A 14504-nucleotide genomic window follows, 5' to 3' on the forward strand; every position below is an offset into this window, starting at 1 on the left:
GATAGGCCCACGCTATCATTGGCGTTCCCATGAGCACCTCCACACGTCCCGCACGACCTTCCTCCCCCGACCCGCGCCTGCGAGAGCTGCGCGACGCGCTGGCGCAGGTGACCAGCCGCGACTTCGGCCGCCTGCTGGGCCGCTGGCGCGCACTGTCGCGCAAGCCCGATCCGACCAGGGTCGAGGCGTTGGCGGCCGACATCGCGAATTCGACAGCCCGCCGGGTCGCCCGGGCGGCTTCCAAGCCGCCGATCACGGTGGATGCCTCGTTGCCGATCGCCGCACGCGCCGACGACATCGTCAAGTTGATCCGCGAGCACCAGGTGGTGGTGATCGCGGGCGAGACCGGTTCGGGCAAGACCACCCAACTGCCGAAGCTGTGCCTCGCCGCCGGTCGCGGCGAGGCAGGGCTGATCGGCTGCACGCAGCCGCGCCGCCTCGCCGCCCGTTCGGTGGCGGTGCGCGTGGCCGAGGAACTGGGTACGCCGATCGGCGACAAGGTGGGCTTCCAGGTCCGGTTCACCGAAAAGGTCTCCGACCAGGCCCTGGTCAAGTTCATGACCGACGGCATCCTGCTCGCCGAGACGCAGTCCGATCCCTGGCTGTCCGCCTACGACACCATCATCATCGACGAGGCACACGAGCGCAGCCTCAACATCGATTTCCTGCTCGGCTACCTCAAGCGCCTCGCCGCGCGCCGGCCCGAGCTGAAGATCATCGTCACTTCGGCGACGATCGATACGGAACGCTTCGCGGAGCATTTTGGCGGCGCGCCGATCGTGACGGTCGAGGGACGCACGTATCCGGTCGAGGTTCGCTACCGTCCACCGGGTGAGCGCGGCGAGGGCAACATCTCGCAGCAGATCGCCGATGCGATGGACGAGATCACCCGGGAGGACCCGCGCGGCGACGTGCTCGTGTTCCTTCCCGGTGAACGCGAGATCCGCGACACGCACTTGTTGCTGTCGCGCAAGCCGTATCGCGAGACCGAAGTACTGGCGCTGTATGCGAGGTTGTCGGCGAACGAGCAAGACCGGGTGTTCCGGCCGGGAACGAAGCGGCGCATCGTGCTGGCCACCAACGTGGCGGAAACCTCGCTCACGGTGCCGCGCATCCGCTATGTCGTCGATTCGGGCACGGCGCGCGTGAAGCGCTACAGCCAGCGCGGGCAACTCGAGCGCCTGCACGTCGAACCGATCTCGCAAGCCGCGGCCAACCAGCGCAAAGGCCGCTGCGGACGTGTCGGCCCCGGCATCTGCTACCGCCTGTACGACGAGGCGGAGTTCATCCTGCGGCCCGAATACACCGATCCCGAGCTGCTGCGTTCCTCGCTCGCCAACGTCATCCTGCGCATGCTCGCGCTCGACCTGGGCGAGGTGGAGGATTTCCCGTTCCTCGACGCACCCGATCCCCGCATCGTGGCCGACGGCTACCGTCGTCTGGCGGAGATCGGGGCCATCGACGACGGCCGCCGCCTGACCGAGGTGGGACGCACCGTGGCGCGCTTGCCGATCGACGTCCAGCTGGCACGGATGCTGGTCGAGGCACGACGCCTGGGCAGCCTCTCCGAGATCACGACCATCGTGGCGTTCCTGAGCATCCAGGACCCGCGCGAGCGTCCTCCGGAGGCACGCGGCCAGGCCGACGCGGCGCATGCGCGGTTCGCCGATCCGAAGTCCGACTTCGTCGGCGTGCTGAACCTGTGGAAGGGCTACCTCGACAGCGCCGAGGAACTCACCTCGTCCAAGCTGCGCGACTGGTGTTCGCGACACTTCCTGAGCTTCATGCGCATGCGCGAATGGCGGGAGCTGCACCGGCAGCTGGTGCTCGTCATCCGCGACCTCGGCTGGTCGACCGCCACCGCACGCGAAAGCGCGCCCGCGTCCCCACAGGGCGACGCCTTGTTCGAAGCCGTCCACCGCAGCCTGCTCGCCGGGATGCCCACCCAGGTCGGGCACAAGGACGAGAAGGGCGTGTTCCGCGGCACGCGTGAGCGGCGTTTCCAGGTCTTTCCGGGGTCGGCCCTGGCCAAGGCTCCCCCGGCCTGGGTATTCGCCGCGCAGATCATCGATATCGGTGGCCGCATCTGGGCCATGATGTGCGCGCGTATCGATCCTTTATGGGTCGAGACGCAGGCAGCCCATCTGGTAAGGGCCACGGCGCGCGACGCCCACTGGTCGCGCAAGCGCGGCACGGTGGTCGCCTATGAGCAGGTCACCCTGTTCGGCCTCGTACTGGTCGAGCGCCGGCCCGTCACCTTCCACAAGCAGGACCCCCGGCTGGCCCACGAGATCTTCGTGCGCGAGGCGCTCGTGCGCGCGGACATCGACAGCCGTGCCGACTTCGTCCGCGCCAACGCGCGGGTGCTCGAACAAGCCCACGACATCGAGGCGAAGCAACGCCGGGCCGGCCTGTTGCGCGCGGACGAGGCATTGGCCGCCTTCTTCGACGGCAAATTGCCGGAGGAGATCGCCGATGCGCGTGCGCTGGACGCCTGGTATCGCAAGGCCTCGCCCGGCGAGCAGGCGGCGTTGCGCTGGACTCTTTCCGACGTGATGGACAATGGCGCCGGCCTGGACCCGAAGGCTTTTCCGGCGTCGCTCGACATCGGCCAGCATCGCTACCGTCTCGAATACCGATTCGTGCCGGGCGATCCCGCCGATGGCGTCACGATCCAGGTGCCCCTGGCTTTCCTCAACGCATTGCCGGCGGCGCGGGGCGAATGGCTGGTGGGTGGGTTGCTGGCGGACAAGGTGGCGGAGCTCATTCGTTCCTTGCCCAAGGCGCTGCGCCGCAACTTCGTCCCCGCCCCCGATTTCGCGCGTGCCTTCGCCGAGGCGGAGAGTCCCCGCGACGAGCCACTGGCCAAGGCCCTGGCGGCCTTCCTCAAGCGCACCACGGGCGTGGAGGTGGATGCCGCCGCGTTCGCCGATGCGGAACTGCCGCCGCACCTGCTCATGCGGTACCGGGTGCACGACGAGGATGGTCGTGCGGTCGCCGAGGGACGCGACCTGGGCGAGATTCGGGCCCGCTGGGAAGGCAAGGCGCGCGAGGCTTTCTCGCGCAAGACCGATGTCGAACTGACCCGCGAGGATATCGTCGCCTGGGATTTCGAGGCGATCCCGAGGGAGGTCCGGTCGGAAGCGGGCCTGAAGGCTTACCCCGCGCTCGTCGACCTGGGCGAGGCCGTGGCCTTGCGCGTGTTCGAACGCGCGGACGAGGCTGCCGAGGCGCATCTGGCCGGCGTGGAGCGACTGCTTCGGCAGGCCCTCGCGCCCGAGTTCAAGCGTGCGCGGCGGCAGTTGCCCATCGCCAACGCCTTGTCGTTGAAGTACGCCCCGCTGGGCAGTATCGACGGCTTGCGCGAGGACCTGGTCGAAGGGGGATTCGAGGATCTCGTCGCGGACCGCCGGCTGGATGCGCGGACGCAAGGGGAATTCGAAGCCTTGCGCGTGGAGCTTGGGCGTGAGCTGTTCGGTGCGGCCATGGCGCGACAGAAGCTGGCCGAGCCGATCATCGAGGCGCAGGCCGAACTCAAGCCATGGATGGACCCCCCGTTGATGGGGTTCGCGAAGGCCAGCTACGACGACCTGCGCGAGCAACTGGCCGCCTTGTTGCAGCCGGGATTCCTCCGCGAATTGCCGCTGGGACGGCTGGCTCATTACCCGCGCTACCTCAAGGCCATGCGATTGCGCGGCGAGCGTCTTCGCCAGGACCCGGCGCGCGACCAGTCGCGTATGCTGCAGGTGCTGCCGTACTGGCGTGCGCTGCTCAACGCGGGCGGGACCGCATTGAACGACGAAACCTGGGACGAACTACGCTGGTTGCTGGAGGAATGGCGGGTTTCGCTGTTCGCCCAGGAATTGAAGACGGCGGAGCCGGTGTCGGCCAAGCGACTGGCACGCGCGCTGGAAACCGCACAGGCCGCCATACGATGAGGAACCCTGAGGACAGTCGATGAGCGACACCCGTTCCCCCGAGGCGAAAGTCAACGCGATGCCGCTGACCGAGCGCGCGCGCGAGGCTTGCGCCGCGCTGCCCGCGTCGGCCCGAGCCGAGGGCGAAACGGTGATCGAGCTGCTCCGCCAGCTGGGATGCGACGACGAGACCTGCGCTTCGGCATTGTGGTTCTCGTTGCTCAAGTCCAGCCCGGTCGCCGCCGGGGAAGCGGCGAAGCATTGGGCGCCGGCGCTGCGCCGCCTTGTCGATGGACAGGGCGAAGCGGAGAAGGTCTGGGCGCTGCATGCGCAACGCGGCCCGGCGAGTGGTGCCGAAGGGTTGCGCCGGCTGCTTCTCGCGATCATCCGCGATCTGCGCGTGGTCTTCGTCCTGCTGGCACGCCAACTGGCGGCGATGCGCACCGCCATGGCCTTGCCCGACCACGAGCGGCGCGAACTGGCCCAGCTCACCTCGGACATCCATGCCCCGCTGGCCAACCGCCTGGGCATCTGGCAGCTGAAGTGGGAGTTGGAAGACCTCGCCTTTCGTTATCTCGAACCGGATACCTACCGGCGCATCGCGCGCCTGCTCGACGAGCGCCGCGCCGACCGCGAGCACTTCATCGCGGAGAGCCTGGCGCAATTGCACGCGGTGTTGGAGGGTGCCGGCATCAAGGCCGACCTGGCCGGGCGCCCGAAGCACATCTTCTCGATCTGGAAGAAGATGAAGAAGAAGGGGCTGGAGTTCTCCGACCTCTACGATATCCGCGCGGTGCGCATCCTGGTCGACAGCGTGGCCGATTGCTATGCCGCGCTCGGGCTCGTGCACAGCCTGTGGCCGCACTTGCCCGGCGAGTTCGACGACTACGTCGCGCGCCCGAAGGGCAACGGCTATCGCTCCCTGCATACCGCCGTGCTCGGCCCCGAGGGCAAGACGCTCGAGGTACAGATCCGTACGCACGAGATGCACCGCGCCAACGAACTCGGCGTGGCCGCCCACTGGCGCTACAAGGAAGGCGGCAGCGCCGATTCCGAGTTCGAGGCGAAGATCGCCTGGATGCGCAAGCTGCTGGAACCACGCGGGGAGGACGAGGCCGAGCTTGCCGCGGGGTTCGAAACCGAACTGATGGAAGACCGTGTCTATGTGCTGTCGCCCAAGGGCGAGGTCATCGACATGCCGCGTGGCGCGACCGTGCTCGATTTCGCGTACCACATCCATACCGACGTGGGTCACCGTTGCCGCGGCGCGAAGATCAATGGCCGTATCGTGCCCCTGACCACCCAGCCGCGCAGCGGCGACCGGGTGGAAATCCTCACGACGAAGGTGTCCGAGCCGAGTCGCGACTGGCTCTCCGTGCACCACGGTTACCTCAACACCTCGCGTGCGAAGGAGAAGGTGCGTGCGTGGTTCCGCCGCGAGGCGCATGAGGCGAACATCCTGGCTGGCAAGGCCAACCTGGAGAAGGAACTGCGCAGGCTCGCCCTGGACGACGTCGACCTGTCGAAGCTGGCGGCGCATTTCCGCCTGAAGAACGTGGAAGAACTCTACGTCACGGTGGCCCTGGGCGAGGTCACCCTCGGCCAGGTCGCGCGTTCGTTGCAGGAGCCCGTCGAGACGGAGATCACGCAGTCGGGCAACCCGGTCGCTTCCCGTGGCGCACAGCACGATCGTGGTGCCTTGTCGATCGAGGGCGTGGGCAACCTGCTGACTACGTTGGCGCGTTGCTGCCAGCCGCTTCCGGGCGATCCCGTCCGCGGGTTCATCACGCGCGGCCGTGGCGTGTCGGTGCATCGCTCCGATTGCGCATCGCTGGCCCGGTTGGCGCGGCGTAACCCGGAGCGTGTGATCGACGTGAGCTGGGGCAGGGTCGACGTGCAGAACTACGAAGTCGACGTGGAACTGCGTGGCTACGATCGCAAGGGCCTGCAAAAGGATGTCGCCACGACGATCAACAACGTGGGCCCGCACATCGTGGCGTCCTCCAGCCGCGTGCACGTACGCACGGGCGAGGTGGAGATGCGCTTCACCCTTCGCGTGAAGGATTACGAGCAGCTATCGACCTTGCTGGGCCGGCTGGGGGCGTTGGCGAACGTGACGGATGCCCGGCGGTTGGGGGGCAGGTAAGGTTTCGCGCGATAGGGCGCCCCTCAGCCTCCCAGCAGCAACCGCGTACCCCAATCCGAAAGCGGCTGGGCGATGAGGATGCGCGCCAGGAACAACCCCAGCAGCACCGCCGTGGGCGAAAAATCCAGCCCGCCGATGGTCAGCTTGCCACGCAAGGGGCGCACCAGCGGCTCCGCCAGGCTAGACACCAGTCGTGCCACCGGGTGGTAGCGGTCGGTCGAGAGCATGCTCATCAGCGACCACACGAACACCAGGACGATCCAGGTCAGCAGGAAGAAGTCGAGGGTTTCGGCCACGCCGGCCACGAGAATACCCAAGGGTGCCGGCGCGATTCCCGCCAGCGCGACAATCAGCACCACCTTAAGGCATTCCAGCACCAGCACGATGGCCAGCGCGGCGGTGTTGATCCGGCGCACGGGCGGTAGCACCTTGCGCAGCGGGCGCACCGCGGGGTTGGTGAAGCGATAGAGGAACTGGCAGATGGGATTGTGGAAGTCCGCCCGGTGCGCCTCGGCCAGCAGTCGCAGGACGAACAGCGTGACGAGGGCGCCGAAGGCGAACTGGAGGATCAGGGCGCCTGCGTTGGTCAGGTAGTTCACGTCTTCGATTCCATGTCTTCTGAAAGTTCGATGCCACGGCGGCGCGCCGCGTCGACCGCGCGCGCCACGATGGCGGGGAAATGGTCGGCCTGGAAACTCTCCAGCGCCGCCTGTGTGGTGCCGTTGGGCGAGGTGACGCGCTGGCGCAGGGTCGCGGCGCTTTCGCCGCTTTCGATCAGCATGCGGCCGGCGCCCAGCGCGGTCTGTGCCGCCAGCGACCGCGCCGTTTCGCGGGAAAGCCCCTGGGAAAACGCGGCGTTTTCCAGAGCTTCCACCAGCAGGAAGAAATATGCCGGACCGGAGCCCGAAAGGGCGGTGACGATATCCAGCTGGTCTTCGTCGGACACCCACACGGTCAGCCCGGCGGCATCGAGCACGTGTTGTGCCTCGGCCCTTTGGGGGGCGCTCACCCGGGCATTGGCGAACAACGCCGTGGCTCCGGCGCCGATCATGGCCGGGGTGTTGGGCATGCAGCGGACGACGGGCAGGGCGGCGTCGAGCCAGCGTTCGATCTGCTGGATGCGGATACCGGCGGCGATGGAGATCACCACCGGGCGATACTTCTGCACCACGGCGCGCAGGTTGCGGCACACCTCGGCCATCATCTGCGGTTTTACCGCCAGCACCAGGATCGAGGCGCCTTCGGCGGCATCGCGGTTGTCGGTGTAGGTGGCCACTCCGTATTCACGGGACAGCTCGTGCAGGGCTTCGGCACGGGGCTCGGCCACGGCGATTCCACCGGGCTGGGCGCCGTGGCGGATCATTCCGGCGATCAACGCGGTGGCCATGTTGCCGCCGCCGATGAAGGCGATCCGATTCATGGGGTATTCGCTCCGTTGGCGACGAGGTTCACATACACCGAAGCATATACGGTGCCGCGCCTTGCCGCCGACCCCCGGGCATGGTTACCTATGCCCACCAAGATAGGGGACCTCAATGGATATCGCCGAACTCCTTGCCTTCTCCGTGAAGAACAAGGCCTCCGACCTGCACCTTTCCGCGGGTCTTCCGCCGATGATCCGTGTCGACGGCGACGTCCGGCGAATCAACATCCCGGCGCTGGAGCACAAGCAGGTACATTCACTGATCTACGACATCATGTCGGACAAGCAGCGCCGCGACTATGAGGAATTCCTCGAAGTCGACTTCTCGTTCGAGATTCCCGGCCTGGCCCGTTTCCGCGTCAACGCCTTCAATCACAACCGCGGCGCGGGCGGCGTGTTCCGTACCATTCCTTCCGAGGTGCTCACCCTGGAAGACCTCGGCGCGCCGAAGATCTTCCGTGAGCTGATCGAGCAGCCCCAGGGCCTGATCCTGGTCACCGGCCCCACGGGCTCGGGCAAGTCGACGACGCTGGCGGCCATGGTCGACCACGTCAACAAGAACGAATACGGCCATATCCTCACCGTCGAGGACCCGATCGAATTCGTGCACACCTCGCAGAAATGCCTGATCAACCAGCGCGAAGTGCACCGCGATACGCACGGATTCAACGAGGCCTTGCGTTCGGCGCTGCGCGAGGACCCCGACTACATCCTGGTGGGCGAGTTGCGTGACCTGGAAACCATCCGCCTGGCGCTCACCGCCGCGGAAACCGGTCACCTGGTCTTCGGCACGCTGCACACGTCCTCGGCGGCCAAGACCATCGACCGCATCATCGACGTGTTCCCCGCGGGTGAGAAACCCATGGTCCGCTCGATGTTGTCCGAGTCGCTGCGCGCGGTCATCTCGCAGTCCCTGCTGAAGAAGGTCGGCGGCGGCCGCATCGCCGCCCACGAGATCATGGTGGGCATCCCGGCCATCCGTAACCTCATCCGCGAGGACAAGGTGGCCCAGATGTACTCATCCATCCAGACGGGCCAGCAGTACGGCATGCAGACCCTGGACCAGAACCTGGCGGACCTGGTCAAGCGCGGGCTCATCACGCGCCAGGAAGCCTCGACCTACGCGAAGAACAAGGAAGGCTTCCGCTAGCCGGATGCCCGGCGCCGGCCCCGTGAAGGCCGGCTCCCGCGAGAGCCGGGGATCGTGAAGGAAGTCCCTGTACCCGCCCCGGTACGGGTATATGATCGGCTGACAGGGGCGCCGGCCCGGTCCGGCAATGGGAATACCAGGCCATGAGCGACTTCGATTTCACCTCCTTCCTCAAGCTGATGGTGCACAAGCAGGCCTCCGACCTGTTCATCACCGCCGGCGTCGCGCCTTCCATGAAGGTGCAGGGACGCATCGTCCCGATCACCCAGAGCCCACTCTCCGCGCAGCAGTCGCGCGACATGGTGCTCAACGTGATGACCCCCGCCCAGCGCGAGGAGTTCGAGAAGACGCACGAGTGCCAGTTCGCGATCAGCGCGTCGGGCATCGGCCGTTTTCGCGTCTCCTGCTTCTACCAGCGCAACTGCGTGGGCATGGTCTTGCGCCGGATCGAATCGAAGATCCCGACGCCCGAGGAACTCAACCTGCCGCCGGTCATCAAGCAGCTGGCGATGACCAAGCGCGGCATCATCATCTTCGTCGGCGGCACGGGTACGGGTAAGTCGACCTCGCTCGCATCGATGATCGGCTACCGCAACCAGAATTCGACCGGCCACATCATCACCATCGAGGACCCGATCGAGTACGTGCACAAGCACGAGGGTTGCATCATCACGCAGCGCGAACTCGGCATCGATACCGATAGCTGGGAAAACGCCCTGAAGAACACGCTGCGCCAGGCGCCGGACGTGATCATGATCGGCGAGGTGCGTACGCGCGAGACGATGGAACACGCGATCAACTTCTCGGAAACGGGCCACCTGTGCCTCTGCACGCTGCATGCGAACAACGCCAACCAGGCACTCGACCGCATCCTGCACTTCTTCCCCGAGGACCGTCGCCAGCAGCTCTTCATGGACCTCTCGCTGAACCTGAAGGGCATCGTCGCCCAGCAGCTCATCCCCACGCCCGACGGCAAGGCCCGCCGCGTCGCGGTGGAAGTGCTGCTCGGTACGCCACTGGCGCAGGATTACATCCGCCAGGGCGAGGTGCACAAGCTCAAGGAACTCATGCGCGATTCCAACCAGTTGGGCATGCGCACCTTCGACCAGAGCCTGGTCGAGCTCTATCACGCCGGCGAGATCTCGTACGAGGACGCGTTGCGCCACGCCGACAGTTCCAACGAAGTGCGCCTGCGCATCAAGCTCGCCCAGGGCGGCGATGCGCATACCCTGTCGCAGGGCCTGGAAGGCGTCGAGATCGACAAGAGCAACGATCGCAATACCTTTGGCGGCATGCTGCACCGCTGAACAGGGCGGTATCGGCAAAAGGAGAGGGAGCCTTGCGGCTCCCTCTTCGTTTCCACGTGGCTTCGTGCGTGGTTACTTGGCTGCGGACGACGAAACGGTCAGGCCGCTGGCGTCGACGCTCTTCACGCCCTTGATGCCCTTGGCGATCTTCTCGGCGTGGCTCTTTTCCTTCGCCGTGGCGACCGTGCCGGTCAGGGTGACGACGCCGTCGCTGGTGCTCACCGAGATATCGGTGGCCTTCACGCTCTTGTTGGCGGCAAATTCGGACTTGACCTTCGTGGTGATCCAGGTGTCGTCGGCCTTGCCGGCGACGGTCTGGTTGTCGCCCTTCGAGGAAGCCGCGGCGGAGTCCTGGGCATACACCTGCGCGAACGGGACCGTGCCGAGACCGGCAACGAGGGCGGCGGCGAACAGGGCCTTACGGAGGGTGGCATGGTTCATGGGTGACTCCTTCATCTCGCACTGAATGGACTGGCGAAGGCGCCACGCACTGTGGCTGCCGGTTCGCGGGGCCTATGGAAACAGCGCATCCGTGAACGATTCGTGCCGGGGAAATCGCGCCGTTCAGGTTAAAAGTTCATCGGTGTTCCGGAGCTATCCGGGGACCCAGGCTCGGCTTCGCGATCGAACAAAAAAAAAGCGCCCCACCAGGGGGCGCTCGTTTCTTGCTCGACGACGATCGCTTACTTGTATTCGACGGCGCCCGAGATCACCAGGCCCTTCTCATCCATGTGCGCTTCGCCGCCGACCTGCACGATGCGCGCTGCCTGCGCTTTCATCGCGTCGAACTGGGCCTTGGAGCGCTGGGCGGTCGAGGTCTGCGTGGCCTGATCCTCCGGCGCGCCATCGGCGTCCGAGGCATCGTTCATCGCATTGGCGTAGGCGGTAGCCTTCTCGGCCATCACATCGACCCATGCGCGATACATGTCGCCGTTGAGGTGCAGGCGGTTGAGCCGGCCGGCGTCGCCGATCGGGCCCATCAGCATGTCGTCGAGCTTGGCGTCTTCGCCTTCGCCCAGGCCCACCACGATCGCCTGTCCGTTCATCGCCGCCCAGCCCGGCATGCCGAGCATGGTGCTGATGTTCGGCGGCAGCGGTGCGGGCTTGCCGTCACCGGCGAGCTTGAAGTCGCCACCGAGCATCGCCTGCCCCATCGCCAGCAGGCCGGCGGGATTGCGCGTGGCAAGCAGGACGCGACCGGTGAAGGTCGGCATCTGCTGACCCGCCGCGGCCGGCTTGAACGAATCTAGCACGATGCGCACGCCACGGATGTCGCCGAACGGGGGGATCGCCGCCTGCTGCATGGTCGAGCCCAGCTTGGCGAAACTGTCGTTCATGTTGACGAAGGCGGGGCATTCGAACGGCTTGGCCGCCACGGCCTCGGACTGCGCGGTGAAGAACGTGCGGATCTGCTCGACCGGCAGCGCGAGGCTGACGTCGAACGGTGCGCTGGCATCCTTGCCCAGGCCCGGCAATTCCACCTTCAGGCCCGAGAAGGCCTTGGCGATATCGTCGGCCAGCGCCACGTCCACGCGCTGCTCCTGATGGTGCAGGTCCAGTCGCGTGTAGCCGAAACTGAGCGACGGCACGCGCGCCGCGATGCGTGAGGCTTCGGCCTGGCAGCTCGGCGGCAGTTCGGGCATCGGTTCACCGGTCTTGGCGGACTGGTGCTTCAGGAACGAGGAGAACAGGGGATCTTTGCCCGCGGCCACCAACGGCAACAGGCGGACGAGGTCGACCTGGCCGACCGCATAGTCCTTGTATCCCTTGTCCTTGGCGAGGTCGGCGAGGCGGCCATCGTCCTGCAGGCTCTTTTCCGGGCGATCGACGCCCAGCGCCTGGCGGACCAGCGGCTGCGCGGCATCGGCGGGGAGCAGGGAGACGACGGCCTGCTTGCCGACGGTCGCGATCACCAGCTGCACGCCGGAATCGGACAGGGTCACATGGCGATAGGCCTGGCCGCCCGCGTCGGCGGTTTCCAGTTTCTTGCCGTAGGCGGTTTCGAGGCGGCCCACGAAGGCCTCCCAGGCCGACGGATCGGCCAGCGCCACGCGAGCCACGGGGCTGAGGCCGAGGCCATAGATGGCCGAGCCGGTCTTCACGTCCAGGCCCATGTTCTTCAGCGCCGCCTCGGCGGTCTTGCCGTCGAACTCGGCGGCGAAGGCCTTGAGCAGGCGGGCACCTTCGGCGTTGCCCTTGGTTTCGAGGTCTTGTGCGACGGATTTCATCTGCGCGACCTGGGTCGGCAGTTCGCTGTTGGCCTGCGAGATCATGGCCTCGTAGGCGTCGTCGTCGAGCTTGTCGAGGTTCGACAGCACGTAGGGCGTATCGGCCGGCACGAAGGCCAGCGGGGCGTCCTTGTCCTTGTGGCCGCAGGCCGCCAGCAGCACGCTGGCGACGCCGAGCGCGATGAGTCGCTTCGTCGGTCGCATTCTGTATCCCGTTGTTTGGTTGGTCCCTTGGTGCGGCCATTATGCCGGAACAGCGGCGCCGCCACGCGCCCCGCGGCGGCCGCGGGCGCAAATTCCTACGAGCCTATCGGCCCATGACCTCGGCCAGCACCGCCATCCGCACGAATACGCCGTTGCCGACCTGCTCGAGGATGCGCGACTGCGCCCCGTCGGCGACCTCCGGGGCGATTTCGATCCCACGGTTGATCGGGCCCGGGTGCATGACCAGGCAGCCCTTGGCGGCCAGGGCGAGACGCCGGGTATCGAGGCCGAAGCGCTCGAAATAGGCGGCTTCGTCGGGAAGGTCGGTCGCGGCCATGCGCTCCTTCTGCAGGCGCAGCATGATGATGACGTTCGCCCCTTCGATGGCCTCGTCGAAGTCCTCGTGGTAGGTGACGTTGTCCAGTTCGCCTTCGGTGGGCAGCAGCGAGGACGGCCCGACGAGGCGTATCTCCTTCGCGCCCAGGGCCGTAAAGGCGTGTACGTCCGATCGCGCCACGCGCGAATGGCGCACGTCGCCGCAGATGGCGATGCGCAGCTTGCGGAAGTCCGGGTGATGGTTGCGGATGGTCAGCGCGTCGAGCAGGCCCTGGGTGGGGTGGGCGCGGTTGCCGTCGCCGGCATTGACCACGGCGACGCCACTCATCGCATGGCGGACCAGCGCCTCCGGCGTGCCCGATTCCTTGTGCCGGACGATGATCGTGTCCAGGTGCATGGCTTCGAGCGTATGCAGCGTGTCGAACAGTTCCTCGCCCTTGGCGGTCGAGGAGAAGCCGATGTCGAAGTTGATCACGTCGGCACCGAGGCGGCGTGCGGCGAGTTCGAACGACGTGCGCGTACGCGTGGAAGGCTCGAAGAAGAGGTTGAGCACCGTGCGGCCGGTGAGCAGGTCGAGCTTTCGCGTTCCGTGCGCGGTCGCTTCGCGCATGCTGTTGGCGCGGTCGAGGATGCGCTCGATGTTTTCGCGCGGCAGGTTCTCGAGGGTGGTCAGGTGGCGCAGGCGTTGTGTCATGACATCCCCAAGGTGGTTATAAGGTAGGACTCGAGGATGACCGCCGCCGCCTCGGCATCGATCGACTTCGCATCCGAACGTTTGCGGGTGCCCGCGGCGCGGCCGGCGGCGAAGCGCCGGGCGGCCTCCTGCGAACTCATGCGTTCGTCGGCGAACGCCACCGGGAGATCGTACCGTTGACCGATGCGTTCGGCGAAGCGCCGTGCCGTGCGGGTCATCGGTTGCTCCTTGCCGTCGTTGTCGAGCGGCAGCCCGACGATCAGCTCCGCCGGCAACCACTCGCGACGCAAGGTGTCCAGCGCATGCCAGTCGGGCTCGCCATCACGCACGGGCACGGCCGCCAACGCACGGGCGGTGCCGGTGAGGCGATTGCCTACGGCGACACCCACGATCTTCGTCCCGACATCGAAGCCGAACAGGCAGCTCATCGTGCCCTTGGCTCAGGCGTGACCGGCGTAGCCGGCCAACTGGGAGGGATCTTGCACGCCGAGCTTGCGTGCGGCGGCGACCCAGCGTTCGTCGATGGGAGTGTCGAAGATGATGTGTTCGTCCGCGCGCGTGGTGAGCCACGCGTTGTCCATCACTTCCTGCTCCAGCTGGCCGGCGTCCCAGCCAGCGTAGCCGAGCGTGACGACGGCGCGGCGCGGGCCTTCGCCCGCGGCCATGGCCACCAGGATGTCGCGCGAGGTGGTGACCGACCAGTCGTCGTTCACGCGATAGCTGGAGTCCCAGTTGCCGGGTTCGCGGTGGAGGACGAAGCCGCGCTCCTGCTGGACGGGGCCGCCGATGAGGACAGGGTAGTCGGCGATTTCCGGATCGTCGCACTGGAGTTTCATCTGGGCGAGGACGTCGCCCAGGCGGTACTCGGATATCTGGTTGATAAGCAGGCCGACCGCGCCGTCTTCGCCGTGCTGGCAGAGGAAGGCGACGCCGCGCGCGAAGGGCGGCTCGGCCAGCGTGGGCATGGCGATGAGGAATTGCCCCGCGAAGGTGTTGGCGATCGTCATGGCCGCATTGTAGCCGCTACGAACATGAGCCGTGTGCGAATGTTCAGTGCGTCGCGCTTACCGTGTGCGCACGATCACAAGGAGATGGCATC

11 protein-coding genes are annotated in these 14504 nt (G+C 66.7%); 4 read left to right on the plus strand and 7 right to left on the minus strand.

What is annotated here, in order from left to right:
- Positions 1-29: 29 nt before the first annotated feature.
- Positions 30-3938 (plus strand): ATP-dependent RNA helicase HrpA, encoded by a 3909-nt coding sequence (gene hrpA, locus ACN9M2_RS05210; RefSeq protein ID WP_426287086.1) that lies wholly within the window; start codon positions 30-32, stop codon positions 3936-3938.
- A 19-nt stretch (positions 3939-3957) separates the two neighbouring features.
- The gene (locus ACN9M2_RS05215) at positions 3958-6063 is read left to right on the plus strand and encodes a RelA/SpoT family protein (protein WP_426287087.1); all 2106 of its coding nucleotides are present in this window, start codon (positions 3958-3960) and stop codon (positions 6061-6063) included.
- A 23-nt stretch (positions 6064-6086) separates the two neighbouring features.
- On the opposite strand, the gene ACN9M2_RS05220 is transcribed toward ACN9M2_RS05215, so the two are convergent.
- Together ACN9M2_RS05220 and proC are read right to left on the minus strand one after the other, a co-directional pair.
- On the minus strand, positions 6087-6662 hold the full coding sequence (locus ACN9M2_RS05220; protein WP_426287088.1) for a YggT family protein: 576 nt from the start codon (positions 6660-6662) through the stop codon (positions 6087-6089).
- Positions 6659-7483, minus strand: coding sequence for a pyrroline-5-carboxylate reductase (gene proC, locus ACN9M2_RS05225; protein WP_426287089.1), 825 nt, complete (start codon positions 7481-7483; stop codon positions 6659-6661). Before proC ends, ACN9M2_RS05220 begins: the two co-directional genes overlap by 4 nt.
- Before the next feature lie 115 nt (positions 7484-7598).
- On the opposite strand from proC, the gene ACN9M2_RS05230 reads away from it, so the two are divergent.
- Positions 7599-8636, plus strand: a complete 1038-nt coding sequence (locus ACN9M2_RS05230) for a type IV pilus twitching motility protein PilT (protein WP_371022122.1) — start codon at positions 7599-7601, stop codon at positions 8634-8636.
- Positions 8637-8779: 143 nt separating this feature from the next.
- Complete coding sequence (locus ACN9M2_RS05235; protein ID WP_371022121.1) at positions 8780-9943, plus strand: PilT/PilU family type 4a pilus ATPase; 1164 nt, start codon at positions 8780-8782, stop codon at positions 9941-9943.
- Between the two features lie 72 nt (positions 9944-10015).
- Here ACN9M2_RS05235 and ACN9M2_RS05240 read toward each other — a convergent pair whose 3' ends face one another.
- From ACN9M2_RS05240 to ACN9M2_RS05260, 5 genes are all read right to left on the minus strand, one after another.
- Positions 10016-10384, minus strand: coding sequence for a BON domain-containing protein (locus ACN9M2_RS05240; protein WP_426287090.1), 369 nt, complete (start codon positions 10382-10384; stop codon positions 10016-10018).
- A 242-nt stretch (positions 10385-10626) separates the two neighbouring features.
- Positions 10627-12375: a hypothetical protein gene (locus ACN9M2_RS05245; RefSeq protein WP_426287091.1), complete on the minus strand. Its 1749-nt coding sequence runs from the start codon at positions 12373-12375 to the stop codon at positions 10627-10629.
- A 103-nt stretch (positions 12376-12478) separates the two neighbouring features.
- A complete protein-coding gene (locus tag ACN9M2_RS05250) occupies positions 12479-13405 on the minus strand; it encodes an aspartate carbamoyltransferase catalytic subunit (RefSeq protein WP_426287092.1) in 927 nt (308 codons plus the stop codon).
- The gene (gene ruvX / locus ACN9M2_RS05255) at positions 13402-13833 is read right to left on the minus strand and encodes a Holliday junction resolvase RuvX (protein ID WP_426287093.1); all 432 of its coding nucleotides are present in this window, start codon (positions 13831-13833) and stop codon (positions 13402-13404) included. Before ruvX ends, ACN9M2_RS05250 begins: the two co-directional genes overlap by 4 nt.
- Positions 13834-13845: 12 nt before the next feature.
- Positions 13846-14412, minus strand: coding sequence for a YqgE/AlgH family protein (locus ACN9M2_RS05260; RefSeq protein ID WP_306851623.1), 567 nt, complete (start codon positions 14410-14412; stop codon positions 13846-13848).
- Between the last annotated feature and the right edge of the window lie 92 nt (positions 14413-14504).

Origin of the sequence: Luteibacter sp. E-22 (assembly GCF_049913125.1) — a bacterium.
Taxonomy (GTDB): Bacteria; Pseudomonadota; Gammaproteobacteria; order Xanthomonadales; family Rhodanobacteraceae; genus Luteibacter.

Coding starts and splice junctions, on each gene's coding strand:
- hrpA (WP_426287086.1), top strand. CDS start 30: ATGAGCACCTCCACACGTCCCGCACGACCTTCCTCCCCCGACCCGCGC.
- ACN9M2_RS05215 (WP_426287087.1), top strand. CDS start 3,958: ATGAGCGACACCCGTTCCCCCGAGGCGAAAGTCAACGCGATGCCGCTG.
- proC (WP_426287089.1), bottom strand. CDS start 7,483: ATGAATCGGATCGCCTTCATCGGCGGCGGCAACATGGCCACCGCGTTG.
- ACN9M2_RS05230 (WP_371022122.1), top strand. CDS start 7,599: ATGGATATCGCCGAACTCCTTGCCTTCTCCGTGAAGAACAAGGCCTCC.
- ACN9M2_RS05235 (WP_371022121.1), top strand. CDS start 8,780: ATGAGCGACTTCGATTTCACCTCCTTCCTCAAGCTGATGGTGCACAAG.
- ACN9M2_RS05240 (WP_426287090.1), bottom strand. CDS start 10,384: ATGAACCATGCCACCCTCCGTAAGGCCCTGTTCGCCGCCGCCCTCGTT.
- ACN9M2_RS05245 (WP_426287091.1), bottom strand. CDS start 12,375: ATGCGACCGACGAAGCGACTCATCGCGCTCGGCGTCGCCAGCGTGCTG.
- ACN9M2_RS05250 (WP_426287092.1), bottom strand. CDS start 13,405: ATGACACAACGCCTGCGCCACCTGACCACCCTCGAGAACCTGCCGCGC.
- ruvX (WP_426287093.1), bottom strand. CDS start 13,833: ATGAGCTGCCTGTTCGGCTTCGATGTCGGGACGAAGATCGTGGGTGTC.
- ACN9M2_RS05260 (WP_306851623.1), bottom strand. CDS start 14,412: ATGACGATCGCCAACACCTTCGCGGGGCAATTCCTCATCGCCATGCCC.